The organism is Pseudomonas sp. QTF5, from assembly GCF_000512695.2.
GTDB lineage: Bacteria > Pseudomonadota > Gammaproteobacteria > Pseudomonadales > Pseudomonadaceae > Aquipseudomonas.
In genome coordinates this window covers 106,282-132,340 of record NZ_AZRW02000011.1, presented here as the reverse complement: position 1 = coordinate 132,340, position 26,059 = coordinate 106,282, and the positions used below count along the sequence as shown (strand labels likewise).

22 protein-coding genes are annotated in these 26,059 nt (G+C 59.7%); 10 read left to right on the top strand and 12 right to left on the bottom strand.

The genetic code is table 11. The annotated features are described in order from the left end of the window. The first annotated feature begins 7 nt into the window (after window positions 1–7). Window positions 8–2,287, top strand: a complete 2,280-nt coding sequence (gene ptsP / locus IC37_RS11780) for a phosphoenolpyruvate--protein phosphotransferase (RefSeq protein WP_030130127.1) — start codon at window positions 8–10, stop codon at window positions 2,285–2,287. Between the two features lie 130 nt (window positions 2,288–2,417). Here ptsP and IC37_RS11775 read toward each other — a convergent pair whose 3' ends face one another. Further along, on the bottom strand, window positions 2,418–3,164 hold the full coding sequence (locus IC37_RS11775; RefSeq protein WP_030130128.1) for an NRDE family protein: 747 nt from the start codon (window positions 3,162–3,164) through the stop codon (window positions 2,418–2,420). Window positions 3,165–3,297: 133 nt separating this feature from the next. Here IC37_RS11775 and IC37_RS11770 point away from each other — a divergent pair, with 133 nt between their 5' ends. The 3 genes from IC37_RS11770 to IC37_RS11760 all read left to right on the top strand — a co-directional run bounded on the left by IC37_RS11770 (window position 3,298) and on the right by IC37_RS11760 (window position 6,005). Next, window positions 3,298–4,080, top strand: a complete 783-nt coding sequence (locus IC37_RS11770) for a sulfite exporter TauE/SafE family protein (RefSeq protein ID WP_030130129.1) — start codon at window positions 3,298–3,300, stop codon at window positions 4,078–4,080. 82 nt (window positions 4,081–4,162) lie between these two features. Then, entirely contained in the window at window positions 4,163–4,969 is an 807-nt protein-coding gene (gene lgt / locus IC37_RS11765; RefSeq protein ID WP_030130130.1) for a prolipoprotein diacylglyceryl transferase, read from the top strand. 64 nt (window positions 4,970–5,033) lie between these two features. Next, on the top strand, window positions 5,034–6,005 hold the full coding sequence (locus IC37_RS11760; protein ID WP_008068024.1) for a thymidylate synthase: 972 nt from the start codon (window positions 5,034–5,036) through the stop codon (window positions 6,003–6,005). 184 nt (window positions 6,006–6,189) lie between these two features. Here IC37_RS11760 and cadR read toward each other — a convergent pair whose 3' ends face one another. Continuing rightward, on the bottom strand, window positions 6,190–6,639 hold the full coding sequence (gene cadR / locus IC37_RS11755) for a Cd(II)/Pb(II)-responsive transcriptional regulator (RefSeq protein WP_030130131.1): 450 nt from the start codon (window positions 6,637–6,639) through the stop codon (window positions 6,190–6,192). An 84-nt stretch (window positions 6,640–6,723) separates the two neighbouring features. On the opposite strand from cadR, the gene IC37_RS11750 reads away from it, so the two are divergent. After that, a complete protein-coding gene (locus IC37_RS11750; protein WP_030130132.1) occupies window positions 6,724–8,985 on the top strand; it encodes a heavy metal translocating P-type ATPase in 2,262 nt (753 codons plus the stop codon). 175 nt (window positions 8,986–9,160) lie between these two features. Here the strand turns inward: IC37_RS11750 and IC37_RS11745 are convergent, their stop codons facing one another. Together IC37_RS11745 and IC37_RS11740 are read right to left on the bottom strand one after the other, a co-directional pair. Then, on the bottom strand, window positions 9,161–10,525 hold the full coding sequence (locus IC37_RS11745) for a GTPase/DUF3482 domain-containing protein (protein WP_030130133.1): 1,365 nt from the start codon (window positions 10,523–10,525) through the stop codon (window positions 9,161–9,163). Beyond that, window positions 10,518–11,897, bottom strand: coding sequence for a DUF2868 domain-containing protein (locus tag IC37_RS11740; protein ID WP_095920354.1), 1,380 nt, complete (start codon window positions 11,895–11,897; stop codon window positions 10,518–10,520). Before IC37_RS11740 ends, IC37_RS11745 begins: the two co-directional genes overlap by 8 nt. A gap of 85 nt (window positions 11,898–11,982) precedes the next feature. On the opposite strand from IC37_RS11740, the gene IC37_RS11735 reads away from it, so the two are divergent. Then, the gene (locus tag IC37_RS11735; RefSeq protein WP_030130134.1) at window positions 11,983–12,495 is read left to right on the top strand and encodes a dihydrofolate reductase; all 513 of its coding nucleotides are present in this window, start codon (window positions 11,983–11,985) and stop codon (window positions 12,493–12,495) included. 117 nt (window positions 12,496–12,612) lie between these two features. On the opposite strand, the gene IC37_RS11730 is transcribed toward IC37_RS11735, so the two are convergent. After that, window positions 12,613–14,004: an L-cystine transporter gene (locus IC37_RS11730; protein WP_030130135.1), complete on the bottom strand. Its 1,392-nt coding sequence runs from the start codon at window positions 14,002–14,004 to the stop codon at window positions 12,613–12,615. Between the two features lie 238 nt (window positions 14,005–14,242). Between IC37_RS11730 and IC37_RS11725 the strand changes: the two genes are divergently transcribed. Continuing rightward, window positions 14,243–15,304 carry a hypothetical protein gene (locus tag IC37_RS11725; protein WP_030130136.1) on the top strand — a complete coding sequence of 354 codons (1,062 nt, stop codon included), beginning with the start codon at window positions 14,243–14,245 and terminating at the stop codon, window positions 15,302–15,304. Between the two features lie 262 nt (window positions 15,305–15,566). Here the strand turns inward: IC37_RS11725 and ilvD are convergent, their stop codons facing one another. From ilvD to IC37_RS11700, 5 genes are all read right to left on the bottom strand, one after another. After that, a complete protein-coding gene (gene ilvD, locus IC37_RS11720; protein WP_007897835.1) occupies window positions 15,567–17,408 on the bottom strand; it encodes a dihydroxy-acid dehydratase in 1,842 nt (613 codons plus the stop codon). A 257-nt stretch (window positions 17,409–17,665) separates the two neighbouring features. After that, complete coding sequence (locus IC37_RS11715) at window positions 17,666–18,886, bottom strand: MFS transporter (protein WP_030130137.1); 1,221 nt, start codon at window positions 18,884–18,886, stop codon at window positions 17,666–17,668. Further along, window positions 18,879–19,853, bottom strand: a complete 975-nt coding sequence (locus IC37_RS11710; protein ID WP_030130138.1) for a diiron oxygenase — start codon at window positions 19,851–19,853, stop codon at window positions 18,879–18,881. Before IC37_RS11710 ends, IC37_RS11715 begins: the two co-directional genes overlap by 8 nt. Then, the gene (locus tag IC37_RS11705; RefSeq protein WP_030130139.1) at window positions 19,850–20,926 is read right to left on the bottom strand and encodes a SagB family peptide dehydrogenase; all 1,077 of its coding nucleotides are present in this window, start codon (window positions 20,924–20,926) and stop codon (window positions 19,850–19,852) included. The genes IC37_RS11710 and IC37_RS11705 overlap by 4 nt, the downstream gene beginning before the upstream one ends. 436 nt (window positions 20,927–21,362) lie before the next feature. Further along, on the bottom strand, window positions 21,363–22,559 hold the full coding sequence (locus IC37_RS11700; RefSeq protein ID WP_007897847.1) for a class I SAM-dependent rRNA methyltransferase: 1,197 nt from the start codon (window positions 22,557–22,559) through the stop codon (window positions 21,363–21,365). 320 nt (window positions 22,560–22,879) lie between these two features. Here IC37_RS11700 and IC37_RS11695 point away from each other — a divergent pair, with 320 nt between their 5' ends. The 3 genes from IC37_RS11695 to IC37_RS11685 are packed head-to-tail and all read left to right on the top strand — an operon-like array spanning window position 22,880 to window position 24,913. Continuing rightward, complete coding sequence (locus tag IC37_RS11695; RefSeq protein ID WP_177409391.1) at window positions 22,880–23,692, top strand: HDOD domain-containing protein; 813 nt, start codon at window positions 22,880–22,882, stop codon at window positions 23,690–23,692. 30 nt (window positions 23,693–23,722) lie between these two features. Then, window positions 23,723–24,535 carry a bifunctional DNA-formamidopyrimidine glycosylase/DNA-(apurinic or apyrimidinic site) lyase gene (gene mutM / locus IC37_RS11690; protein ID WP_030130141.1) on the top strand — a complete coding sequence of 271 codons (813 nt, stop codon included), beginning with the start codon at window positions 23,723–23,725 and terminating at the stop codon, window positions 24,533–24,535. A gap of 54 nt (window positions 24,536–24,589) precedes the next feature. Further along, entirely contained in the window at window positions 24,590–24,913 is a 324-nt protein-coding gene (locus IC37_RS11685) for a multidrug transporter (RefSeq protein WP_030130142.1), read from the top strand. Window positions 24,914–25,054: 141 nt separating this feature from the next. Here the strand turns inward: IC37_RS11685 and IC37_RS11680 are convergent, their stop codons facing one another. Both IC37_RS11680 and coaD read right to left on the bottom strand, forming a co-directional pair. Then, window positions 25,055–25,306, bottom strand: coding sequence for a YfhL family 4Fe-4S dicluster ferredoxin (locus IC37_RS11680; RefSeq protein WP_003195146.1), 252 nt, complete (start codon window positions 25,304–25,306; stop codon window positions 25,055–25,057). A 168-nt stretch (window positions 25,307–25,474) separates the two neighbouring features. Continuing rightward, window positions 25,475–25,954: a pantetheine-phosphate adenylyltransferase gene (coaD, locus tag IC37_RS11675; protein WP_030130143.1), complete on the bottom strand. Its 480-nt coding sequence runs from the start codon at window positions 25,952–25,954 to the stop codon at window positions 25,475–25,477. Window positions 25,955–26,059: the final 105 nt, after the last annotated feature.

The window sequence follows — 26,059 nt, the reverse complement described above, 5'->3', positions numbered from 1 at the left end:
CCGAGCCATGCTCAATACGCTGCGCAAGATCGTCCAGGAAGTTAACTCCGCCAAGGATCTCAAGGCGGCGTTGGGGATTATTGTGTTGCGCGTCAAAGAGGCCATGGGCAGCCAGGTCTGCTCGGTCTACCTGCTTGATCCAGAGACCAACCGCTTCGTGCTGATGGCCACCGAGGGCTTGAACAAGCGCTCGATCGGCAAGGTCAGCATGGCCCCCAACGAAGGTTTGGTCGGTCTGGTCGGCACGCGTGAAGAACCCCTGAACCTCGAAAACGCCGCGGATCACCCGCGCTATCGCTACTTTGCCGAGACCGGCGAAGAGCGCTTTGCCTCGTTCCTCGGAGCGCCGATCATTCACCACCGTCGCGTCGTCGGCGTGTTGGTCATTCAGCAAAAAGAACGCCGCCAGTTCGATGAAGGTGAAGAAGCCTTCCTCGTGACCATGAGCGCGCAACTCGCCGGCGTTATCGCCCACGCCGAGGCCACCGGTTCGATCCGTGGCCTGGGCCGTCAGGGCAAAGGCATCCAGGAAGCAAAGTTCGTCGGTGTACCGGGTTCGCCGGGCGCGGCGGTCGGAACCGCGGTCGTCATGCTGCCTCCGGCCGATCTGGACGTAGTACCGGACAAGGCCATCGCCGACATCGACGCGGAACTCGGATTGTTCAAGACCGCCATCGAAGGCGTGCGCGCCGACATGCGTGCCTTGTCCGCCAAGCTGGCAACCCAGCTGCGGCCTGAAGAACGGGCGCTGTTCGACGTTTACCTGATGATGCTCGACGATGCCTCGCTCGGCAGCGAAATCACCACGGTGATCAAGACCGGTCAGTGGGCCCAGGGCGCACTGCGTCAGGTGGTCACCGACCACGTCAACCGTTTCGAATTGATGGACGACGCCTACCTGCGCGAGCGCGCCTCGGACGTCAAAGACCTCGGTCGGCGCTTGCTGGCTTATCTGCAGGAAGAGCGGCAGCAGACGCTGGTCTACCCCGACAACACCATTCTGGTCAGTGAAGAACTGACGCCGGCGATGCTCGGCGAGGTGCCGGAAGGCAAGCTGGTCGGCCTGGTGTCGGTACTCGGTTCCGGCAACTCCCACGTGGCGATCCTGGCGCGTGCCATGGGTATCCCGACGGTGATGGGCCTGGTCGACTTGCCGTATTCCAAGGTCGACGGCATCCAGATGATCGTCGACGGCTACCACGGGGAGGTCTATACCAACCCGAGTGACGTGCTGCGCAAGCAGTTCGCCGAGGTGGTCGAGGAAGAGAAGCAACTGGCCCTCGGGCTGGATGCTTTGCGGGATCTGCCGTGCATAACGGTCGACGGTCACCGCATGCCGCTGTGGGTCAACACCGGCCTGCTGGCGGACGTGGCGCGGGCGCAGAAGCGTGGTGCCGAGGGCGTGGGACTGTACCGCACCGAAGTGCCGTTCATGATCAACCAGCGCTTCCCCAGCGAAAAGGAGCAGTTGGCGATCTATCGCGAACAACTCGCCGCGTTCCACCCGCAACCGGTGACCATGCGTACCCTGGACATTGGTGGCGACAAGGCGCTGTCGTACTTCCCGATCAAGGAAGACAACCCGTTCCTCGGCTGGCGCGGCATTCGCGTGACCCTTGACCACCCGGAAATCTTCCTGGTACAGACCCGCGCCATGCTCAAGGCCAGCGAAGGCCTGAATAACTTGCGCATTCTGCTGCCAATGATTTCCGGCACCCATGAACTGGAAGAAGCCTTGCACCTGATCCATCGGGCCTGGGGCGAAGTCCGCGACGAAGGCACCGACGTGCCGATGCCGCCGGTTGGCGTAATGATCGAGATTCCGGCGGCGGTATATCAGACCAAGGAACTGGCGCGACAAGTAGACTTTCTGTCGGTCGGCTCCAACGATCTGACCCAGTACCTGTTGGCGGTGGACCGCAACAACCCGCGGGTGGCCGATCTCTACGACTACCTGCACCCGGCAGTGTTGCAAGCCTTGCAGAGCGTGGTGCGCGACGCCCATGCCGAAGGCAAGCCCGTGAGTATCTGCGGCGAAATGGCGGGTGACCCGGCGGCGGCTGTGTTGTTGATGGCGATGGGTTTCGACAGCCTGTCGATGAACGCCACCAACTTGCCGAAAGTGAAGTGGATGCTGCGTCAGATCAACCTGAGCAAGGCCAAGGAGTTGCTGGCGGAGCTGATGACCATCGACAACCCGCAAGTTATCCACAGCTCGTTGCAACTGGCGCTGAAGAACCTTGGGTTGGCGCGGATGATTAATCCGGCTTCGGTTAAAACCCTTTAAAAGGCTGATGGCCTCATCGCAGGCAAGCCAGCTCCCACAGGAATTTGGGTCGATTCACTGATTTGTGATCAGCACCAAAACCTGTGGGAGCTGGCTTGCCTGCGATGGGGCCAGTCCAGGCAGCACAAAATTAAATCCTGACTTCCACTTCCCCCAAATGCCCCCCATACGGCCCGAAACTCCTTTCGACCATATGCCGCACCCCATCCGCCTGAACGATCAATACCGTGCTCGCCCGTGTCCCGTAAGTCGGGCTCTTGATAAACACGCTCGACAACAACGTCTCGGTGGCCTGCCCCACGCCGGTGTCCGGCAGTTCGGCAAGCGGTGCCGTCTGCGGGTCGCTGAGCAAGGCCAATAGCGCCTGCGGCTGCGGATCGCCCAACACCTCGCTCAATGCTGCCTTGGCCTTGAGCACTTTCGGCCACGGTGTATCCAGTCCCGCGTTCGATAACCCATAAATGCCCGGTTTGAGCATGACCGCCTCCGTCTCCCGGGCATTGAAGTGCCATAACTCGTGGGTATTGCCGACCAACAGATTAAACCCTGCATATTCAGGCGAGCGTCCGACAACGTCCTTTAAATAGTCGTCAATCGACATGTCCCCGCTGAGGAACTGCGCCACCAGTTCACCTCGCGATTTGCGCGCTGGCGGTTGAAGGGGATCACGGATATTGGTCAGCGCGGCGAAGCGCCCGTTGGCGCCGACACCGAGCCACGTACCGCCAGCCTCAAGGTCGCGACCGGCGTACATGTGCGGGGCTTGCGGCCATTGCCCCAGGGGCAGGCTGGGCCGGGCATAGAATTCGTCGCGGTTGGCCGCCACGATCAGCGGCTGGGCATGACCCGGCCGCCAGGCAAAAACAATCAGGCACATAAGGTGGTCCTTGTGTGTTTTTTGCTCACTCTACGCAGACATCGCTCATCGATCCATCGCCATCCACAGTGGAGCCCGAGGCCATGCTTCCGTTACCATGCCGCTCCTGATTCGGGATGCTTGGGGATGCGCCATGGAAATTCTGCTCTATCTGGCGCTGGGCGCCTGTGCGGGCGTGCTGGCCGGGCTGTTCGGGGTAGGCGGTGGGATCATTATTGTCCCGGTGCTGGTGTTCAGTTTCACCTTGCAGGGATTTGATGCGTCGATCCTGACGCATTTGGCAGTCGGTACCTCGCTGGCGACGATCATCTTTACCTCGGTCAATGCAGTTCGCGAGCACCATCGCCGCGGCGCCGTGCGTTGGCCGATTTTTGCCTGGATGACCCTCGGCATTCTGATCGGTGCCGGTTTCGGCGCGCTGACTGCCGAAGCGATTTCCGGGCCGAATTTGCAGAAGATCATTGGGGTATTTGCCCTGATCATCGCCGTTCAACTGGCTTTGGACTTCAAACCCAAGGCCAGCCGAACGGTGCCCGGTAAAGTCGGTCTGACCGTAGCCGGCAGCATCATTGGCTGGGCCTCGGCGATTTTCGGGATCGGCGGCGGCTCATTGACTGTGCCGTTCCTGACCTGGCGCAGCGTACCGATGCAGCAGGCGGTGGCCACTTCGTCGGCCTGTGGTCTGCCAATCGCCTTGGCCAGTGCATTAAGTTTCATGATTCTGGGGTGGCACGATCCATTGCTGCCGGCCCATAGTCTCGGTTTTGTTTATTTACCGGCGCTGCTGGGGATCGCCCTGACCAGCATGGTTTTCGCCCGCCTCGGTGCGCGACTGGCCCACACGCTGTCGCCGCGCTTGCTGAAAAGACTGTTTGCCGCTTTGCTGTTTTGCGTCGGCTTGAGCTTCTTGCTCTGACGCGCAACGCAATCCTGGCTTAATCCTGGTGTGACAGCGTCGCCCGGGAATTTGAAGGTTTCAACTCTAACGAGGAGTCGCAATGCTGCCTTACCCGCAGATCGACCCGGTGGCCCTGGCCATCGGTCCGCTGAAAATCCACTGGTACGGCCTGATGTACCTGATCGGCATCGGCGGTGCGTGGTGGCTGGCGTCACGCCGGCTGAACCGCTTCGATCCGACCTGGAGCAAAGAGAGACTCTCCGACATGGTGTTCTGGATGTCGATGGGCGTCATCGTTGGTGGCCGTTTGGGTTATGTGCTGTTTTACGATCTGAGCGCCTACATCGCCAACCCACTGTTGATTTTCGAAGTGTGGAAGGGCGGCATGTCGTTCCACGGTGGCTTCATCGGCGTGATGCTCGCGGCGTTGTGGTTCGGTAAAAAGAACAACAAGTCGTTCTTCCAGCTGATGGACTTCGTCGCGCCGATGGTGCCGATCGGCTTGGGTGCCGGGCGCATTGGCAACTTCATCAACGCTGAGTTGTGGGGCAAGGCGACCGACGTGCCGTGGGCGATGGTCTTCCCGACCGATCCGGCCCAACTGGCGCGTCACCCGTCGCAGCTGTACCAGTTCGCGCTGGAAGGCGTGGCGCTGTTCGCGATCCTCTGGCTGTTCTCGCGCAAGCCGCGGCCGACCATGGCGGTGTCCGGGATGTTTGCGCTGTTCTACGGCCTCTTCCGTTTCATCGTCGAATTCGTTCGTGTACCGGACGCGCAACTGGGCTATCTGGCGTGGAACTGGCTGACCATGGGCCAAGTGCTGTGCGTACCGATGATCGTCGGCGGGTTGTTCCTGATCTGGCTGGCTTATCGACGCGCCCCGGCTGCCCCGGCTGCCGCTGTATAAGAAGCAGGCGCTAAAAATTCGAACCCCGGGGCGACGGTCCCGGGTTCAAGGACACAGGTAATTCATGAAGCAATATCTCGAACTGGTCGCCCACGTCATCAAGAACGGCACCAAACAGGCCAACCGCACCGGCGTGAACACCATCAGCTTTCCGGGCGCGATGCTGCGCTTCGATCTGCAGGAAGGCTTCCCGGCGATCACCACTCGCAAGATGGCCTTCAAATCCGCCATCGGCGAAATGTGCGGTTTTCTGCGCGGGGTGAACAACGCCGCCGAATTTCGTGCGCTGGGCTGCAAGGTCTGGGACCAGAACGCCAACGAAAACGCTCAGTGGCTGGCCAACCCGTTCCGTCAGGGCGAAGATGACCTCGGCGAGATCTACGGCGTGCAATGGCGCAAATGGCCGGCGTACAAGCAGATCCCGGTCAGCAATCAGGCCGCCATCGAGCAGACGTTGAGCCAGGGTTATCGTCAAATCGCCGAAGGCGAAGAAGACGGTCAGGCCTACGTGGTGCTGTACAAGGCGATCGACCAGATCCGCCAGTGCGTCGACACCATCATCAAGGACCCGGGCAGCCGTCGCATTTTGTTTCACGGCTGGAACGTCGCCCAGCTCGACGAAATGGCCCTGCCGCCGTGCCACTTGCTGTACCAGTTCCACCCGAACGTCGAGACCAAGGAAATCTCCCTGACCCTCTACATCCGCTCCAACGATCTGGGCCTGGGCACGCCGTTCAACCTCACCGAAGGCGCCGCGCTGCTGAGCCTGATCGGTCGCCTGACCGGTTACACACCGCGCTGGTTCACCTATTTCATCGGCGACGCCCACGTCTATGAAAACCACCTGGACATGCTCAACGAACAGCTCAAGCGCGAGCCGTTCCCGATGCCGAAACTGGTGATTTCCGACCGCGTGCCAGAGTTTGCCAAGACCGGTGTTTATCAGCCGGAGTGGTTGGAGTTGATCGAGCCGAGCGATTTCTCGCTGGAAGGCTATGAGCACCACGCGCCGATGACTGCGCCGATGGCGGTCTGAAGCGTCACACGGTCCCTCTGGATCTCTGATGTTCACCAGCGGTGAGTTTACAGAAGATCCAATGTGGGAGCGGGCTTGCTCGCGAAGGCGGTGGATCAGTCGACATCAATGTTGAATGAATGACCGCCTTCGCGAGCAAGTCGAATCGTCGCACCGCCGCTCCCACAGGGGATTTGTGGTGTTCTTAGTGGCCATGACTTCTCCCAACATGAGAACGCTCAACCTCCGTCGCCACAACTCCGCCGCTCACTTCCAGCCGCTGCAAAATCCCGCACTGATCGATATCCGGCCCTTCGCTACAGCGTTGGCGCAGGTCGAGCAGTTGTGTCTGCAACGCCAGCAAACCATCGATCCGAGCCTTCACATGGTGGATGTGTTCGTCGATCAATGCGTTGACGTTTTCGCATTGATCCTGCGGGCTGTCGCGCAGGGCCAGCAGGCTACGGATTTCCTCGAGCGTCATGTCCAGAGTGCGGCAGTTGCGGATGAAAGTCAGGCGCTCGGCGTGCGCCTGGGTGTAGACGCGATAATTGCCGTCGCTGCGGGCCGGCTCCGGCAGGAGGTTTTCGCGCTCGTAGTAGCGGATGGTTTCCACGGCGCAGTCGGTGAGTTTCGCCAGTTCTCCGATTTTCATCGCGACAATCTCCAGAAGGGTGCTTGACCCTATAGTGGCTACAGGGTCTTTACTTGGCAACAGGCACCTTCATGGACGCGACCAATGAGCGATTCTCTGCACACCCACAAACCCGACGCTGGGCACAGCCACAAGCTACAGCCTGTACAGAAACATGATCATGGCGGCCACGGGGATTCCTGCTGTTCCTCCAAAGCGGCGGCACCTTCGCGGATTATGCTGAGCGAGACGCCAACCGCTGGCGCGCGGCTGAGCAGTTTCCGCATTGAGGCCATGGACTGCCCGACCGAGCAGACGCTGATCCAGAACAAACTGGGGAAACTTTCGGGTGTGCAGCAACTGGAATTCAACCTGATCAACCGGGTGTTGGGCGTGACCCATGACCTGCCAAGCACCACGCCGATCATCGAGGCCATCAAATCCCTCGGCATGCACGCCGAGCCGATGGAGCCGGGCGCTGAAGCGTCGGCGTCGAGCCCTGAACCTGTAAAAAAGCCCTGGTGGCCGCTGGCGCTGTCCGGCGTCGGGGCGCTCACCGCCGAGCTTATCCACTTCACCAATGCGGCGCCGAACTGGGTGGTGGCGGTTATCGCGCTAATTTCGATCCTCAGCGGTGGCCTCAGCACCTACAAGAAGGGCTGGATCGCCCTGAAAAACCTCAACCTGAACATCAACGCGCTGATGAGCATCGCGGTGACCGGCGCGATTCTGATCGGTCAATGGCCGGAAGCGGCGATGGTGATGTTCCTGTTCACCGTGGCCGAGTTGATCGAAGCCAGGTCTCTGGACCGGGCACGCAACGCCATCGGCGGGCTGATGCAGATGGCCCCCGAGCAAGCCACGGTGCAGCAGGCCGACGGCAACTGGGTCGCACAACCGGTTAAAAGCATCGAACTGGGTGCGCGGGTGCGGGTGCGTCCCGGCGAACGGATCGGTCTGGACGGCGAAGTGCTGTCCGGCAGCTCGACCATCGATCAGGCGCCGATTACCGGCGAAAGCCTGCCGGTGGAGAAGACCGTCGGAGACAAGGTGTTCGCCGGCACCATCAACCAGTCCGGTTCTCTGGAATACACGGTAACCGCAGCGGCGAACAACTCGACCTTGGCGCGGATTATCCACGCCGTGGAACAGGCCCAGGGCGCGCGCGCACCGACCCAGCGTTTCGTCGACAGTTTCTCGAAAATCTACACCCCGGCGGTGTTCATCCTGGCCTTGGCCGTAGCGGTGATCCCGCCGCTGTTCATGGATGCGCTGTGGTTCGACTGGATCTACCGGGCGCTGGTGTTGCTGGTGGTCGCCTGCCCGTGTGCCTTGGTGATTTCCACCCCGGTGACCATCGTCAGCGGCCTCGCGGCGGCGGCGCGCAAAGGGATTCTGGTCAAGGGCGGCGTTTACCTGGAGCACGGCCACAAACTCGATTACCTGGCCCTCGACAAGACCGGCACCCTCACTCACGGCAAACCGGTGCAGACCGACTATGTGTCCCTCGACCCAACCGCTGATGAAACAGCCCCGGCCATTGCGGCGGCACTGGCTGGTCGTTCGGATCACCCGGTGTCGCTCGCCATCGCCAATGCGGCTGTGGATAAACAAACCAAGCCGCTGGTTGTGGATAACTTCGAAGCCCTGGCCGGTCGTGGTGTGCGCGGCGAGATCAACGGTGAGCTCTATCACTTGGGCAACCATCGCCTGGTGGAAGATTTGGGCCTGTGTTCGCCAGAGCTGGAAGAGAAACTGTTTGCTCTGGAGAAACAGGGCAAATCCGTGGTGCTGTTGCTCGACAAGTCGGGTCCCTTGGCGCTGTTTGCCGTCGCGGACACAGTGAAAGCGTCCAGTCGCGAGGCGATCCAGCAGCTGCATGCGTTGGGCATCAAAACCCTGATGTTGACCGGCGACAACGTTCACACCGCCCAAGCCATCGCCGCCCACGTGGGCATCGATCAGGCGCAGGGCGATTTGTTGCCGACCGATAAGCTGCAAGCCATCGAAACGCTTTATGCCCAAGGCCACCGGGTCGGAATGGTCGGCGACGGCATCAACGACGCCCCGGCACTGGCGCGGGCCGAGATCGGTTTCGCCATGGCGGCCGCCGGTACCGACACTGCCATTGAAACCGCCGATGTCGCCCTGATGGACGACGATCTACGCAAGATCCCGGCCTTCATCCGCCTGTCGCGGCAGACCTCGAATATCCTCAAACAGAACATCGCCCTGGCATTGGTCATCAAAGCGATCTTTCTTGGGGTAACCTTCGCCGGGATCGCCACCATGTGGATGGCGGTGTTCGCCGACATGGGCGTGAGCCTGTTGGTGGTGTTCAACGGTTTGCGCCTGTTGCGCAAATAGACGATTTGCTGAGGCCCCGGCTTAAGAATTGCGGTGACTGGTCTGGCGCCTTCGCGAGCAAGCCCGCTCCCACATTGGATCTGCGTCGTACACAAAAACTTTGGTCACCGAAGATCAAATGTGGGAGCGGGCTTGCTCGCGAAGAGACCCGCCTGAACAGCACATCACTCGGGCTCTACAGCTGCTGCGCCAACCCCTCAACCTGCTCCTGCCGCTCCCCCTGATTCAACTTCGAATGAGGATTGAGTGACGACCACTGCGGATGCGCCCGCGCCTTGTTCAGCGCATCTGGCAGTTTGCCTTCGCGCCAGGTTTTGTCCTGCGGCGTGGCGACCTGAATGCTGTCCATCGCCGCATGCCCACGGGAATTCAGAGCCTGCAGCAATTGTCGCTGGCGCAAGGCCAACAGCCGTAACACACCGTCGTCGACGGTCAGTTCTCGCTGCCCTTTGATTTTTCCCAGCAGGCGACTGCCATAACTGCGGGCAGTTTGCAGGGCGCCGCCGGCAATCGCTCCGGCCAGTGCCGCCGCGCCGAGGGTCAGGCCGCCCACCAGCAAATCGACCCCGGCCCCGGCCGCCGCGCCGGCCGCGATACCGCCGCCGACCCGTACACCGAGCTGCTTCAGGGTTTCCGGGTTGAACAGGTCATCGCCCCAGCGGCCATCGAGCAACGGCAAGTCACTGGCCGCCGCATCTTGCGGGCGGAAGGCGTAGAGCTTGAGCAAGGCCTCGACGCAGCGTTGTTCGCGCTGACGCACTGCTTTGCGCAGTTCGCTGATCGCTTGCTGCTCCTGCGCCATCTCGCTGACTACACTGCGGCGGTAGGCGGCACAATCAATCAATAAATCGGCAATCAGCCGCGCTGCACTTTGCTGACGGGCCAGGCGTTGGGCCTGCTGGTCGGCGATCAAGCGCTCCAGTTGTTCACGGGAGTTTTCCAGCAGCAGCGCGAGGCTTTCATAGAGTCGACGCTCGCCATCTTCCGGTGGCGCGACGCTGTCGAAACGCACCAATGCATGCAAGCCCAATCGCGCCAGGGCTTCGCGCCAGTCAGGTTCGCGATGCTGGGCGCTGCTGACAAAATTCAGCACCGGCAGCAGTGGTTTGCCGCAACTGGCCAATACTTCCAGTTCGTCGCGGTACTTGGCCAGCACCGGCTCCCGGGCGTCGATCACATAGAGGCCGGCGTCCGAGGCGAGCAGTTGCCGCAGCACTTTGGCTTCTTGCTCGAAACGCTGTCGGGCTTCGCTGCCCTCAAGAAAACGCGCCAGTCGCGCTGGGCCGTCGAGGCGTTCGCCGGGTCGTTCCAGGCGTTCGAGGTAGTCGAGCAGGGCGATGGCGTCTTCCAGGCCCGGAGTGTCGAAGAGATCAAGCAATGGCTCGCCGTCTACCGACAATCGCGCGCCTTCGACGTGGCGAGTGGTGCTGGGGCGATGGGACACTTCGCCGAAGCCGACATCTCGCGTCAGCGTTCGCAGCAACGAAGTTTTGCCGACATTGGTGTGACCGACCACGGCGAGCTTCAAGGGATTAGTCATGACCCGTCTCCAGCCAGTTCAACGGCGCGCAATCGGCGAAGGGCAGGTCAAGTTGTCGTAGCGCAACATGCCAGTCACCCAGGCGTTCGGCATCCAGCGCTTCGCCGGGCGGCGCTTGCAACAACCACACACGGGTGGCGCTGGCGCTGCGAGCCAGTTCGGCAATCAGCGCCAGGCTGCCACGGTCCGGCGAACGCCGTGGGTCACAGGCGATGGCCAGACGGGCCGGGGGGAAACGACTCAGCTGTTCGAGCAGTTTGTGCCGGGATTCACGGCTGTCGAGGATGCCGGCGTTGTTGATGTTTTTCGGCAACTGCGGCGGCCAGGGGCGTTGGTCGTCCAGCTCAATGGCCACCAACAGCGCGCCATCGCTTTGCAGATCGCTGGCAGAATTTTCAACCCGATGAAGTTGTTCTGGCGCGGCATCGCTGATGCCCAGGCGTTCGCTGGTGGGCATCAGCCGTTCGCGCAACTGGGCGTAGCCGGGCAGGTTCAAATCCAGATGCAGGGCTGCTTGACCGGTTTTCCAGCGCCACAGGCAGAACAATGCGAGCAATAGGCGCGGCAAAACACCGTACACCAGCAGCACCCCAACCAGCCACCCCGCCCAGGCCTGGCGGGCGCTTTCGATGTTCAGCGCAGCATCGCCGCTGGCGCGGATCATCTCCACGCTGGGCACGCTGAAACCGAGCAAGGCCGGCAGGGCACCGAGGGCTTGGGTCATGGCGACGAAGGTGTCGCCGCCGAGAATGGTGGTCTCCCAGACGAAGCCGTAGCGCCGGGTCGCCATCAGCGTCAGCACCATCACCAAGGCGCTGAGCATTGCCAGCAACCACAACCCGTTGACCAGCACGCCCAGCGCCCAACGATTGAGTTTCTGCCGTTGCAGCAACAGCAGCAGGGCCGGCGCCAGTTGCACGGCGTTGGCATCGCGGGCGAGTTTTTCACTGAGCCACAGCCACAAGCGTCCAAGGGCTGCACCCTGTTCGCCGGCAAACACCAGGCCCAAGGCCCAACTCAGCAACAGAATCAGATTCAGCCCGAGCAGGCTGCCCAACGCCCAGAACACATTGACTGGGGTCTGGCCGTCGCCCAGCGCAGCAAATGCCAGGCCGGCGCCGCTGACCACCGCCAGCACGGCCAGTACGATCAGCGCCAGTCGCGCGCCTTGCAGCCAATGTTTGAGGGCGTGGGTCTGTCCGTCGCGCTCGGCCAGCCACAGGGCGCGGCGTTGAATGCGCGTCGGCAGGTCGCCGCCGGCGCTACGGGCGATTCGGTTGGCTTCCAGATCATCCAAGGGGCCTGCGTGTTCTTCACGCAGGCGTATGGTTTCGCTCAGCCAGAGGTTTTGCAGTGGAGTCAGTTCAGTCACGCGGCATCCCGTCGCTTAATTGAGCGGTGAGCATAACCGCTGTGACGCTTATCGGGGTAAGGGAGGCTCTGGTATCCTCGCCGACATGACTAAATCACTCCCCCTCAGCCTGATCGCAGCCCTCGGTGAAAACCGTGTGATCGGCGTCGACAACAGCATGCCCTGGCACTTGCCGGGGGACTTCAAATACTTCAAGGCCACCACCCTCGGCAAGCCGATCATCATGGGTCGCAAGACCTGGGATTCCCTCGGTCGTCCGCTGCCCGGCCGATTGAACATCGTGGTCAGCCGTCAGGCGGATCTGCAGCTGGAAGGCGCGGAGGTTTATCCGTCGCTGGAGGGAGCAGTGGTTCGCGCGCAGCAATGGGCGAACGAGCAGGGCGTCGATGAGGTGATGTTGATTGGCGGGGCGCAGTTGTATGCGCAAGGCCTCGCACAAGCAGATCGGCTTTACCTGACCCGCGTGGCGCTGAGCCCGGAAGGGGATGCGTGGTTTCCGGAATTTGATTTGAACCAGTGGAAGCTGGTGTCGAATGTTCCGAATTCGGCGGAGGGTGACAAGCCGGCGTATAGCTTTGAGGTATGGGAAAAAGCCTAGAAGCTTCGCGAGCAAGCCCGCTCCCACATTTGATCTCGGGTGTTCACAAATGCTGTGTACACCGCAGGACCAATGTGGGAGCGGGCTTGCTCGCGAAAGCGGTCTGTCAGTCGCCGATCAAGCCTGAGCCAACGCCCCATGCTCATCCGCATCCAGCAGCTCTTTATCCGTCTGCTGCATGATCTGGCTGGTGATCGCACCCGCCGTGATCGAACCACTCACGTTCAACGCCGTACGACCCATATCAATCAGCGGCTCAACCGAAATCAGCAACGCCACCAGTGACACCGGCAAGCCCATGGCCGGGAGCACGATCAACGCGGCGAAGGTCGCGCCACCACCGACCCCGGCCACACCGGCCGAACTCAGCGTCACAATCGCCACCAACGTCGCGATCCACAGCGGGTCCAGCGGGTTGATGCCTACGGTCGGCGCGACCATCACGGCCAACATTGCCGGGTACAGACCGGCACAGCCGTTCTGGCCAATGGTCGCGCCGAACGAGGCGGCGAAACTGGCGATGGACTGTGGAATACCCAAACGGCTGGTCTGGGCTTCGATGCTCAGCGGAATGGTGGCGGCGCTGGAGCGGCTGGTGAAGGCAAACGTCAGCACCGGCCAGATCTTGCGGAAGAACCGTAGCGGGTTGATCCCTGCGGCTGACACCAGCAGGCCATGGACTACAAACATCAAGCCCAGACCGATGTAGGACACCACCACGAAACTACCGAGCTTGATGATGTCTTGCAGATTGGAGCCGGCAACCACTTTGGTCATCAGCGCCAATACGCCGTACGGGGTCAGCTTCATCACCAGACGCACCAGGCGCATCACCCAGGCTTGCAGGGTGTCGATGGCGTTGATCACTTTCTGACCTTTCTCGACATCATCCTTGAGCAGTTGCAGTGCGGCGACCCCAAGGAATGCCGCGAAGATCACCACACTGATGATCGATGTCGGCTTGGCGCGGGCCAAATCGGCGAACGGGTTTTGCGGGATGAACGACAGCAGTAGCTGTGGCACATTCAGGTCGGCAACCTTGCCTGCGTAATCGCTCTGAATGGTTTGCAGGCGAGCCATTTCCTGGGTGCCAGCGACCAAGCCTTCGGCGGTGAGGCCGAACAGGTTGGTCAGGCCGATGCCGATCAGCGCCGCGATGGCGGTGGTGAACAGCAGCGTGCCGATGGTCAGGAAGCTGATTTTGCCCAGCGACGAAGCATTGTGCAGTCGCGCCACGGCGCTGAGGATCGAGGCGAACACTAGCGGGATCACGATCATTTGCAGCAACTGCACGTAACCGTTGCCCACCAGATCGAACCAACCGATCGAGGCTTTGAGTACCGGGTTGCCCGCACCATAAATCGTGTGCAGAGCGACACCAAATACCACGCCCAGCGCCAGCGCCAGCAGAACCTTTTTTGCCAGGCTCCAGGTGGTGTGACGGGTTTGCGCCAGGCCAAAGAGCAAGGCGAGGAATACCAGCAGATTGAGAATCAGCGGCAGATTCATAGAAGCTCCAATAACTTGTGCCAGCTGCATTCCGGGGCAGCTGCGAACCGGCAAGCCTAACAGCTTGATATGTAATGATTTAATATCAAAAACAGCGGCTGACTGTCGTTTTTGGAATAAGCCGCTGACGCTGTGGGGAATGCCGCTGACGGAATCAGGATGCAAGCGGTCGCGGGCAGGCGGGGACTGTCATAAAGATTTGTTAGCGTCGATATCTTTCAATCAGGGAGAAACGCCGATGAAACTCGCACCGAAATTTCTGGCTGCCGCACTGAGTTTGGGACTGGGCCTTGCCGGCCAGGTCTTCGCCACGGATTTGAAGCACTGGCCAGCCGATCAGGCCAAGGCGCTGGACGCGATGATCGCGGCCAATGCCAACAAGGGTAACTTCGCGGTGTTCGACATGGACAACACCAGTTACCGCTACGACCTCGAAGAGTCCTTGTTGCCGTTCATGGAAAACAAGGGCCTGATCACCCGCGAGAGCCTCGATCCCTCCCTGAAACTGATCCCGTTCAAGGACACCGCCGACCATAAGGAAAGCCTGTTCAGCTACTACTATCGCCTCTGCGAAATCGACGACATGGTGTGCTATCCATGGGTCGCCCAAGTGTTTTCCGGTTTCACGCTTCAGGAGCTCAAGGGCAACGTCGATGAGCTGATGGCGTCTGGTAAACCGGTGCCGAGCACTTATTACGACGGCGATGTGGTCAAGACCATCGACGTCAACCCGCCGAAAATCTTCACCGGTCAGAAAGAGCTCTACAACAAGCTGATGGAGAACGGCATCGAGGTCTATGTGATGACCGCCGCCTCCGAAGAACTGGTGCGCATGGTCGCTTCCGATCCGAAGTATGGCTACAACGTCAAACCGCAGAACGTGATCGGCGTGAGCCTAATGCTCAAGGACCGCAAAACCGGCGAGTTGACCACGGCACGCAAGCAGGTCACTGCCGGCAAGTATGACGAGAAGGCTAACCTGGGCCTCGAACTGACCCCATACCTGTGGACCCCGGCCACCTGGATGGCGGGTAAACAGTCGGCGATCCTGACGTACATCGATGAATGGAAAAAACCGGTCCTGGTGGGCGGCGATACCCCGACCAGCGACGGCTACATGCTGTTCCACAGCGTTGACGTGTCCAAGGGCGGCATCCATTTGTGGGTCAACCGCAAAGACAAATACATGACCCAGATTAACGGCATGATGGCGAAAAACGCAGCAGCCCAGGCGAAAGAAGGGTTGGCGGTGACGGCGGACAAGAACTGGGTGATCGTCAAGCCGGAAGAGATTCAGTAAGACCGAGTTGCTGCCAGACTCACTCTCAAAGGCAACATAGAACAAATGTGGGAGCGGCGGTGCGGCGATCCGACTTGCTCGCGAAGGCGGTCTGACAGTCAACATCGATGTTGAATGATCGTTCCCACGCTCTGCGTGGGAATGCAGCCCGTGACGCTCCGCGTCACTGGACGCGGAGCGTCCCTTGAGGCATTCCCACGCGGGAGCGTGGGAACGATCAGCCCCGCACTTGGCGGGGCATTTTTGTTTCTGCGACTGACGCTTACAGCCCGTCGAGCATCGCCTTGTTACGTACCGCACCCTTGTCGGCGCTGGTGGCCAACAGGGCATAGGCTTTCAGCGCAGTGGTCACTTTACGTGGACGCACTTCCACCGGCTTCCAGCCTTTTTTGTCCTGCTCGGCACGGCGCGCGGCCATTTCTTCATCGCTGATCAACAGGTTGATCGAGCGGTTCGGAATGTCGATCAGAACCTTGTCGCCATCCTGCACCAGACCGATCGCGCCGCCAGCAGCAGCTTCTGGCGAAGCGTGGCCGATAGACAGGCCCGAAGTGCCGCCAGAGAAACGGCCGTCCGTGAGCAAGGCGCAGGCTTTGCCCAGGCCTTTGGATTTCAGGTAAGACGTCGGGTACAGCATTTCCTGCATGCCCGGGCCGCCTTTCGGGCCTTCATAACGAATGATCACGATGTCGCCGGCCTTCACTTCGTCGGCGAGGATGCCGCGTACGGCGCTGTCCTGGCTTTCGAAGATCTTCGCGTTGCCTTCGAAGACGTGAATCGACTCGTCGACGCCGGCGGTTTTCACCACGCAGCCGTCCAGAGCGATGTTGCCGTACAGAACGGCCAGGCCACCTTCTTTCGAGTAAGCGTGTTCGACACTGCGGATGCAGCCGTTTTCACGGTCGTCGTCCAGGGTTTCCCAACGGGTCGACTGGCTGAACGCAGTTTGCGTCGGGATACCCGCCGGGCCGGCCTTGAAGAAGTGATGCACAGCTTCGTCGGTGGTCTGGGTGATGTCCCACTTGGCGATGCCTTCAGCCAAGGACTTGCTGTGCACGGTCGGCAGGTCGGTGTGCAACAGACCACCACGGGCCAGGGAACCGAGGATGCTGAAGATCCCGCCGGCACGGTGCACGTCTTCCATGTGGTACTTCTGGATGTTCGGCGCGACTTTGCACAGTTGCGGCACATGGCGGGAGAGACGGTCGATGTCGCGCAGGTCGAAATCGATCTCGGCTTCCTGGGCCGCGGCCAGCAAGTGCAGGATGGTGTTGGTGGAACCGCCCATGGCGATGTCCAGGGTCATGGCGTTTTCGAACGCCTTGAAGTTGGCGATGTTGCGTGGCAACACCGACTCATCGTTCTCGCCGTAGTAACGCTTGCACAGCTCGACGATGGTGCGGCCAGCTTGCAGGAACAGCTGTTCGCGGTCGCTGTGGGTGGCCAGAGTCGAACCGTTGCCCGGCAATGCCAGGCCCAGGGCTTCAACCAGGCAGTTCATCGAGTTGGCGGTGAACATGCCGGAGCAGGAGCCGCAGGTCGGGCAAGCGCTGCGCTCGTACTCGGCGACTTTCTCGTCAGAAGCGCTGGAGTCGGCGGCAATCACCATGGCGTCGACCAGGTCGAGACCGTGGCTGGCCAGTTTGGTCTTGCCGGCTTCCATCGGACCGCCGGAGACGAAGATCACCGGGATGTTCAGGCGCAGGGACGCCATCAACATGCCTGGGGTGATCTTGTCGCAGTTGGAGATGCAGACGATGGCGTCGGCGCAGTGAGCGTTGACCATGTATTCGACGGAGTCGGCGATGATCTCGCGGCTCGGCAGCGAATAGAGCATGCCGTCGTGGCCCATGGCGATGCCGTCATCCACGGCGATGGTGTTGAATTCTTTGGCGACGCCGCCGGCCCGTTCGATTTCGCGAGCGACCAGTTGCCCCAGATCCTTGAGGTGTACATGGCCTGGAACGAACTGGGTAAAGGAGTTGGCAATGGCGATGATCGGCTTCTTGAAGTCGTCATCTTTCATCCCCGTGGCGCGCCACAGTGCGCGGGCACCGGCCATGTTGCGGCCGTGGGTGGATGTTTTCGAGCGGTAATCAGGCATGAAGCACTCCGGGCGGCTAATCAGGTATCAAAAGGGAAGTGAGCTTCTATTGACGTCTGGAACACTCAGAAATGGCCGTGTGTCCGGAAGTTGCCGATAACTTTGCGGGATCGCCGCGCGCTTCAGCTTGAGCTCATAAACCCGCCGGGGGATGACTGGCGATGAATCTCGCGATTCTACACCGCTGGCGGCTGGAGGGAATGCCGGAAAATGTTGATCCAGCGCTGATGGGGCGTGTGGGGTGACGATCGGCGGGGTTATTCGACGCTTGGGCTGGCTCTCGGGCTTTTGGATCGGCGATTGATGCGACTGTTCAGCGCCAGCGCCACGCCGCTCAAAATGATGAAGCTGTATCCCAGGGTGGATTGCAGGTTGGCCGGGCTCAAGCTGATGAGTGCACTGATCAACCCGCCGCAGATGAAAATCACCGTGCTGCCGGCCGACGCCGAAGTCCCTGCATTTTCAGGGAACAGGCTCATGGCTTTGGAGGTGGCGGCCGGTCGGGCGATAGTGGTACCTGCGGTACAAATGAGCATCGGTATCAGGACGGTGGCCGGTGACAGCGCAAATTGATTTGAAAGATAAAGCATGATGAGGCCGGACAGCAGGATCAGGCTCAGCCCGCTGATGATTTGATGACCTGGACTGATGTATCTACCCAGCACAACCGCAACACTGCCGCCGACGATGTAGGCGCCGCCATATACCAGCAGGATTAACGAGAAGTCATAGGCCGATAGCTGGAGTTGATCCATGAAAATCAGCGGTGAAATAACGATGAAGGAAAAATGGCAGGCGAAGGCAAAGGCGGAAATCAGCCAGTAAGACAGGAAGTCGAAATCGCACAAGACCCGGCGATAGGGCTGGAAGATATTCGGGCGCGCTCCGGTTGCCGCCGGTCGAGTGTTTTCGAGAGAAAAACAGGCTTTGAGCAGCACGATTGCAGCCAGTGCGGTAAACACCCAGAAGCTGCCCTGCCAACCCAGCGTGGCTTGCAGAAACGTACCGGCCAAGGGTGAGACCGAGATGAAAATGCCGGTGGCAGTGACCATCAGAATCCGCAAGCGGTCACGCTCCTCACCCTCGAACAGATCCTGAACCAGCGCTTGTGACAGTACGAAGCACCCGCAGCCGAGCGCCTGAATGATTCGGAACAGAAGGAAGTGGGAATAGTCCGTGGTCAGTATGCAGCCCATCGCACCCAGCATCGAAACGATTATGCCGGCGAGCAACAGCCCTTTTCGCCCGATCACATCCGACAACGGCCCGATCAGCAGTTGAGACGCCGCTATACCGATGGCAAACAGACTGATCGAGAGCGCAATGTCGGCGGGCGTACTGCGAAAGTGTTCGGCAAGCGCTGGGAATGAGGGAAGCAGAACATCCAGCGGGAACACGCCAAGCAGCACCATTGCCAATAACAGGCTGACTGCCCCCCGACGTTGTTTGACGGTTGGCGCAGATCGTCGCTCATTCATCGATCAGTCCTGCCTTCATGAAAAGTTTACGGTTGTAAGCCAGGTCGATGAAACCGGCTTTTTTCAAAGCTTGAAGCGTCGCACCGGCACCGGATCTTGCCCGCTGAAGGGTCGCTTGCGGGCTGGTCAGTTCGCCGAGAACTTGCGTGACGACGGTCTCGTCGAGACCTGCGCCTTGCAGGCTTTCCCGCATCCACCGCTCATCGACCTCGAAGAAAATCCGGATGATGTCCAACAGCAGCCTGGCAGCGAACGTGCGTTGGCGGCTGTTCATCGTCAGCCACAGGTAATGGAACACTTCAGAGAAATAGCGACTGTGGCGAGCCTCGTCCGCGAGATGATCCCTGAGCATTGTCTGGACGCTGGACACCAGATCGTCACGGCAGACGTCGAGCAGTTCTTTGGCAATGATCGTCTCCGACACGAACCCGACGAGAAACCAGGCCAGCGCCCGGTGTTTGTCAGGTGTGCGCTCGAGCAAAGTGTTCAATCGCGTGATGCGGTGTGGCATGACCGGGCGCAGGCTGACCCCGTAGACCCCGGCAATCTGCTCGGCGAGGCTATTGGAGAACAGGGCGTGATAACCCTCGTCGGTATAAAGCTGAAGCGCGGCGGTCTTCATCCGTGGGGGAATGTTGACCTTCAATTCACCGTGGATGGTCTCCACGGATCGGTTGACAATGCGGTGTTCGAGCACAGTGGTGTAGTCGAGGAAGTACACCAGATGATTGGCCGACAGCCGATGGATGACGGTTTTCCCCAGCGCTTTGATTGCCGGGTGATTCAGGTAGGCCAGGAAGCTTGGGGGAAACCAGTGACGTGTTTCCAGTTGCTGTTCCAGATCTGGCGGCAATAGATAGTCATGCTCGCTGGTGCGCACCGACGCGCGGGTATTCCAGTCGCCGAGGGTGAAGCGCAGAGACCAGGAAACGGGACGGTCTAACGGGGCAATGATGGGGGCGGTCATTGTTGCGGCTCCCGACGGCTCAGCAGATCTTTCAATTCCTTGCACATCACTTGTCCGTCGCTGTGGCCACAGCCGACAAAAAACAAGGGTTGTTCTGCGTTGTCCTCGAGCCCCAGCAATGTTTCGACCTGATCGTCCGTCAGTGCTCCGGTCAGCCACGTGTTCAGCCCCAGTGCAGTGGCCGCGAGTTGAAAGGTCTGGGAAATATGGCCTGCCTCGACGTAAGCCATTCGGTAGGCTCGTGAGTGTTCATACTTCCACCACAATTTGTCGAAGCGAGCGGTAATGAACAGGCCCACGGGCAGGTTATTGATGAAGTGCTGCCCGCACAGCAACTGCCCCAGGGGCGAGTCAGGTGCCGGGTTGATGAAGCTCAGTGCATGATCGGTGGGGTGGTAGGCGTAGAACCCGGGTTTCAGGCCGCTGACGTTTTGTACATGAAGAAAGCCTTCGCAGGCATTCAGGCCGCCACCGGACGGGCTGCTGCGTCGGGCACCGAGGCCTTCGACAATGGTTTCGTCGACGTCATTTTCGCGTTCATGCAGGTAGCCCAGGGACAGATAAAGCAGTGTGCCGACCTCTTCCAGTGAAACCGCTTCATCCGTGAAGGTGCGGCAGGTTTTTCGGCCGATCAGGGCGTTGGCAAGAGAACCCTTCGGCAGGCAGGACGGTTTTGGCAGGGCAATCAGCTCGTGTGCCTGGCGCTCTGTGAGCCTGGCGTCTGGCGGTACGGCCAGTACTTCGATGCAATGGTCCAGATAGTATTTGGACCATTCATGGATATTCTGAGGAATATGTTCGCAGGGGATATTCTTGGTGCCGATATGGAATATTTTCGACAGTTCATCCCAGCCCCATTCAATAGTGTCTTGTATTGAGGTAGTCAGTATTCCGGAGTTTAGAAATTGAATGTCTATTCTGTTGTTGTCGTTATACAGGTTAGGGTTGCTGATAAGTTGTGCAAGTCGGGTTGAATATTCAAGATTGAGTTCAAATTGTTTGTGATTCTTGTAATCCCAGACTATTTGACCGGGCGTACGAGGGAGCATGAACAAGTATGGATTTATCTGCATGATGGACGGTTCACTCTGGACTGTGTCATAGAAAACGCTGGGTAGCCGGCACTCCCCAGCGTCTCATTTACTTAACGGGCTTTTGGCGCAACCAGAAAAGCCAGATTAGCGATCTTGTTAGCTTCCAGAGTAATTGCTTTCATGTTTTGAACTCCTTGTCATTGATAGTGAGTGTCACTTCGCGGTGACAACTTAATCATAGGCTGTAATGAGCTCTTATCAAGGGGATGTTAAGTAGGAATGTTCCAGTAATTTTGTCGGAACGATCTGAGGGTTAGAGAAAGTTTGTAGGCTATTTACTTTTAAATAAAATATGCAGGGAAACGTCCTGCAAGTCAGTAGGACCGCAAGAGTAAGAAGCAGAGTTGAAGAGTGGACGTCGTGGCGTTAAAACGGCTGACGGAGAGCCTGTTGGCTCCCCGTCAAACCAGCGTACTCAGCTGTTTGGCAGCAGACGGCAGGTGATGCTCTTGATGTAACGAGTCTCGGCAATCGCCGGGTGTACCGGGTGGTCTGGGCCCTGGCCGCCGCGCTCCAGCATCTGGATATTGCGGTCCAGGTGACGGGCGCTGGTCAGCAGAATGTTCTGCAGGTCGTCTTCCGGCAGGTGCATCGAGCATGAAGCGCTGACCAGGATGCCGTCCTTGCTAAGCAGGCGCATGGCTTGTTCGTTCAGGCGACGGTAGGCGCCTTCACCGTTCTTCATGTCTTTCTTGCGTTTGATGAAGGCAGGAGGGTCGGCCACGATGACGTCGAAACGTTCTTCGCTGGCTTTCAGTTCCTTCAGGGCTTCGAATACGTCGCCTTCGATGCAGGTCATTTTTTCGGCGACGCCGTTCAGTGCGGCGTTGCGCTCGACGCCGTCGAGGGCGAAGGCCGAAGCGTCGACGCAGAACACTTCACTGGCGCCGAAGGCCGCTGCTTGAACGCCCCAGCCGCCGATGTAGCTGTACAAGTCCAGTACGCGTTTGCCTTTGGCATAAGGGGCCAGACGCGCGCGGTTCATGCGGTGGTCGTAGAACCAGCCGGTTTTCTGCCCCTGGATGACTGGCGCTTCGAATTTCACGCCATTCTCTTCCAGAGCGACCCATTCCGGCACCAGGCCGAACACGGTTTCGACGTAGCGGTTGAGGCCTTCGGCATCACGGGCAGCGGAGTCATTCTTGAACAGAATGCCGCTTGGCTTGAGCACTTGGGTCAGCGCGGCGATCACGTCATCTTTGTGAGCTTCCATGGTCGCCGAGGCGATCTGCACCACCAGGATATCGCCGAAACGGTCGACCACCAGGCCTGGCAGCAGATCGGAATCGCCGTAGACCAGACGATAGAACGGCTTGTCGAACAGGCGATCGCGCAGGGAAAGGGCAACGTTCAGGCGATGCACCAGCAGCGACTTGTCCAGCGGCAACTTGATGTCGCGCGACAGCAAGCGGGCGCAGATCAGGTTGTTCGGGCTCATGGCAACGATGCCCAGCGGTTTGCCGCTGGCGGCTTCGAGGATCGCCTGGTCGCCGGCCTTGAAACCGTGCAAAGGAGTAGCGGCTACATCGATTTCGTTGCTGTAAACCCACAAGTGGCCGTTTCGCAGGCGACGGTCGGCGTTGGCTTTGAGGCGCAGGCTAGGCAGGGACATGACGTCGCTCCGGAAAAAAGAGCGGGAGTATAGCGTGTTGAGGGAGTGGCGGGTTTGGTGGTCGATGAACGCGAATGAGGGCAGTCAGTAAGGTGCGGAACCTGTGGGAGCGGGCTTGCTCGCGAAGGCGGTGTGTCAGGCAACATCTATGTCGACTGACACGCCCTCTTCGCGAGCAAGCCCGCTCCCACATGAATGCGCTGGACTGACTGTCAGACCCATCTTTTTAAGGGTTAGAATCCCCGCCTGACCCGGAGTGTGTACTTATGTCCCAAGAGTTGACGACCGAACAGATTCAACAGTCCCTGCAAGGCATCAGTGTGCCACCCCAGCCGCAGATCATGGTGGATCTGCAGATGGAGCAGTACATGCCCGACCCGGACCTGGAAATGATCGCGAAGTTGATCTCCCAGGATCCAGGCCTTTCCGGTGCCTTGCTGAAAATCGTCAATTCGCCGTACTACGGCTTGAGTAACAAGATCACCGCGATCCAGCGGGCAGTGAACCTGTTGGGCAGCCGTTCGATCATTAACCTGATCAATGCGCAGTCGATCAAGGGCGAGCTGAACGACGACGCCATCGTCACCCTCAACCGTTTCTGGGACACGGCGCAGGACGTGGCGATGACGTGCCTGACCCTGGCCAAGCGCGTCGGCGTCCAGGCCGGTGATGAAGCCTATGCGCTGGGCCTGTTCCACGATTGCGGCATCCCGCTGATGATCAAGAAATTCCCCGATTACATGAAAGTGCTGGAACAGGCCTATGGCAACGCCAGCGCCGAATGCCGCGTAGTGGATACCGAGAACAGGCAATACAACACCAATCATGCCGTGGTCGGGTATTACACCGCCAAATCCTGGCGCCTGCCGGAACACGTCACCCAGGCCATTGCCAACCATCACAATGCCCTGGCCATTTTCAGCGATGAATCGTCGCGCAACACACCGCTGAAAAACCTGCTGGCGATCCTGAAGATGGCCGAGCACATTTGCGCCTCCTTCCGGGTACTGGGCAACCAGTCCGAAGACCATGAATGGAACAGTGTCGGGCCACTTGTGCTCGATTACATCGGTCTATCGGAATACGATTTCGAAACCCAGAAACAAGAGATTCGCGACCTCGCCACTCGTTGAGTGTCGAACCTCGCCTGATTCGAGAGCCCCATGCCTGAATTGCCGGAAGTCGAAACCACCCGCCGCGGAATTGCACCGCACCTGGAAGGCCAGCGCGTCAGCCGAGTGATCGTGCGTGAGCGCCGTCTGCGCTGGCCGATTCCCGAAGACCTGGATGTGCGGCTATCCGGCCAGCGCATCGTGCTGGTGGAACGGCGCGCCAAGTACCTGCTGATCAACGCCGAAGTCGGCACGCTGATCAGTCATTTGGGGATGTCGGGGAATCTGCGGCTGGTGGAAGTCGGCATGCCGGCGGCCAAGCATGAGCATGTGGACATCGAACTGGAATCGGGCCTGGCGCTGCGTTACACCGACCCGCGACGGTTTGGGGCGATGCTCTGGAGTCTCGATCCGCTGAATCATGAGCTGCTGGTTCGCCTGGGGCCGGAGCCGTTGACCGACCTGTTTGACGGCGAGCGCCTGTTCCAGCAATCCCGCGGACGCTCCATGGCGGTCAAGCCGTTCATCATGGACAACGCGGTGGTGGTCGGCGTCGGCAATATCTACGCGACCGAAGCGTTGTTTGCAGCCGGCATTGACCCTCGGCGTGAAGCCAGGAGCATTTCCCGGGCGCGCTATTTGAAGCTGGCGATCGAGATCAAACGCATCCTGGCCGCCGCTATCGAACGCGGCGGCACCACGCTACGGGATTTTATCGGTGGTGATGGTCAACCGGGTTACTTCCAGCAGGAACTGTTCGTGTACGGCCGTGGAGGTGAACACTGCAAGGTCTGTGGCACAGGGCTGCGGGAGGTCAAACTGGGGCAACGCGCCAGTGTTTTTTGTCCGCGCTGTCAGAGCTGATATCGGCTACGGTCTATAGTCAGTGTTCTCACTGCCTAGCCGAAGGACCGTGCCATGAATCTGTTTCGAACCCTTGTCGTTACGCTGCTGCTGAGCGTCGGTGCGCCCACGCTGGCGGCTGAGAACGGCAGCGGCGATCCACGTTACACCATCCAGAACCCACCGGCCTACGCCATGCTTGGCGATTTACTGATTGCCCGACCGTTACTGGTGGTGGCGACGGTGATCGGTGCCGGGGCGTTTGTGCTGTCGTTGCCGTTTACCGCGCTGGGTGGCGGCATTGGCGATGCGGGGCAGGCGTTGGTGGTCGATCCGGCGAAAGCCGCATTTGTGCGGTGCCTGGGGTGTATCGGGGAGGGGTTTGAGCAGCGGGAGTGAGGCAGTTAAGTTTTCAGTGCTGCTGATGACGCCTTCGCGAGCAAGCCCGCTCCCACATGGGATTTGTGAACGACGCAGATTCAATGTGGGAGCGGGCTTGCTCGCGAAGAGGCCCGGGAAGACAACACAAAACGGTCAGGTTCAAGCCTTACCGGTAATCTTGCGGTACTTCTCCATCAACTGTTCTTCAGTCTCCGGATGAGCCTCGTCCAGCGGGATACAATCCACCGGACAGACCTGCTGGCACTGCGGTTCGTCGTAGTGGCCGACACATTGTGTGCACAGGTTCGGGTCGATCACGTAGATCTCTTCGCCCTGGGAGATGGCGGCGTTCGGGCACTCGGGTTCGCAGACGTCGCAGTTGATGCAGTCGTCGGTGATGATCAGGGACATGCTAACTCCAGCCGGGGCGGCAGGCCCGGGCGCAATAAATCAATGCGCACAATTGTGCCGCATTGTCGCTGTAGGAGCCAGCTTGCTGGCGAAGGCGGTGTATCAGGTGCACTGCGTGGTTCGTTCGCTGGCAAGTCGGACCGCCGCACCGCACCCCTGCAGCAGGGATTACTTCTTGAAGCGCAGGGTGAGGGCGTCGGCCACCACCGGGTGGACGAACTTGGTGATATCGCCACCCAAGGCTGCGATTTCACGAACCAGCGTCGAGGAAATGAACGAATAACGCTCGGATGGGGTAAGAAACAGGCTTTCCACATCCGGCGCCAGTTGGCGGTTCATGTTGGCCAGCTGGAATTCGTATTCGAAGTCCGATACTGCGCGCAAACCACGCAGGAATATGTTGGCGTTCTTCTCTTTGGCGAAGTGCGCGAGCAACGTCGAGAAACCGACGACTTCAACGTTCGGCAAATGTTTGGTGACCTCGCGGGCCAGCTCCACGCGTTGTTCCAGGGGAAACAGCGGGTTTTTTTTCGGGCTGGCGGCGACGGCAATGATCACATGATCGAACAGGCGCGAGGCGCGTTCGACCAGATCGCCATGGCCCTTGGTAATAGGGTCGAAGGTACCTGGGTACAACACTCGGTTCATCGCGTCGTCCTGGCGGGAATCCGTTGGGGAGTCGGATGGTATCGCAGCCTTCCCGGTCGGCCAAGTCGCCTTTTGGGTAAGAAAGCACTATAGACGATGGGAATA

What these genes read in the sequence shown, in the direction of transcription:
- IC37_RS11705 (WP_030130139.1), bottom strand. Translation starts at nt 20,926, where the DNA reads ATGCAGATAAATCCATACTTGTTCATGCTCCCTCGTACGCCCGGTCAA.
- coaD (WP_030130143.1), bottom strand. Translation starts at nt 25,954, where the DNA reads ATGAACCGAGTGTTGTACCCAGGTACCTTCGACCCTATTACCAAGGGC.
- mutM (WP_030130141.1), top strand. Translation starts at nt 23,723, where the DNA reads ATGCCTGAATTGCCGGAAGTCGAAACCACCCGCCGCGGAATTGCACCG.
- cadR (WP_030130131.1), bottom strand. Translation starts at nt 6,639, where the DNA reads ATGAAAATCGGAGAACTGGCGAAACTCACCGACTGCGCCGTGGAAACC.
- IC37_RS11745 (WP_030130133.1), bottom strand. Translation starts at nt 10,525, where the DNA reads ATGACTAATCCCTTGAAGCTCGCCGTGGTCGGTCACACCAATGTCGGC.
- IC37_RS11710 (WP_030130138.1), bottom strand. Translation starts at nt 19,853, where the DNA reads ATGACCGCCCCCATCATTGCCCCGTTAGACCGTCCCGTTTCCTGGTCT.
- IC37_RS11760 (WP_008068024.1), top strand. Translation starts at nt 5,034, where the DNA reads ATGAAGCAATATCTCGAACTGGTCGCCCACGTCATCAAGAACGGCACC.
- IC37_RS11775 (WP_030130128.1), bottom strand. Translation starts at nt 3,164, where the DNA reads ATGTGCCTGATTGTTTTTGCCTGGCGGCCGGGTCATGCCCAGCCGCTG.
- IC37_RS11700 (WP_007897847.1), bottom strand. Translation starts at nt 22,559, where the DNA reads ATGTCCCTGCCTAGCCTGCGCCTCAAAGCCAACGCCGACCGTCGCCTG.
- IC37_RS11735 (WP_030130134.1), top strand. Translation starts at nt 11,983, where the DNA reads ATGACTAAATCACTCCCCCTCAGCCTGATCGCAGCCCTCGGTGAAAAC.
- IC37_RS11730 (WP_030130135.1), bottom strand. Translation starts at nt 14,004, where the DNA reads ATGAATCTGCCGCTGATTCTCAATCTGCTGGTATTCCTCGCCTTGCTC.
- IC37_RS11725 (WP_030130136.1), top strand. Translation starts at nt 14,243, where the DNA reads ATGAAACTCGCACCGAAATTTCTGGCTGCCGCACTGAGTTTGGGACTG.
- IC37_RS11715 (WP_030130137.1), bottom strand. Translation starts at nt 18,886, where the DNA reads ATGAATGAGCGACGATCTGCGCCAACCGTCAAACAACGTCGGGGGGCA.
- ilvD (WP_007897835.1), bottom strand. Translation starts at nt 17,408, where the DNA reads ATGCCTGATTACCGCTCGAAAACATCCACCCACGGCCGCAACATGGCC.
- IC37_RS11680 (WP_003195146.1), bottom strand. Translation starts at nt 25,306, where the DNA reads ATGTCCCTGATCATCACCGACGACTGCATCAACTGCGACGTCTGCGAA.
- IC37_RS11750 (WP_030130132.1), top strand. Translation starts at nt 6,724, where the DNA reads ATGAGCGATTCTCTGCACACCCACAAACCCGACGCTGGGCACAGCCAC.
- lgt (WP_030130130.1), top strand. Translation starts at nt 4,163, where the DNA reads ATGCTGCCTTACCCGCAGATCGACCCGGTGGCCCTGGCCATCGGTCCG.
- ptsP (WP_030130127.1), top strand. Translation starts at nt 8, where the DNA reads ATGCTCAATACGCTGCGCAAGATCGTCCAGGAAGTTAACTCCGCCAAG.
- IC37_RS11770 (WP_030130129.1), top strand. Translation starts at nt 3,298, where the DNA reads ATGGAAATTCTGCTCTATCTGGCGCTGGGCGCCTGTGCGGGCGTGCTG.
- IC37_RS11685 (WP_030130142.1), top strand. Translation starts at nt 24,590, where the DNA reads ATGAATCTGTTTCGAACCCTTGTCGTTACGCTGCTGCTGAGCGTCGGT.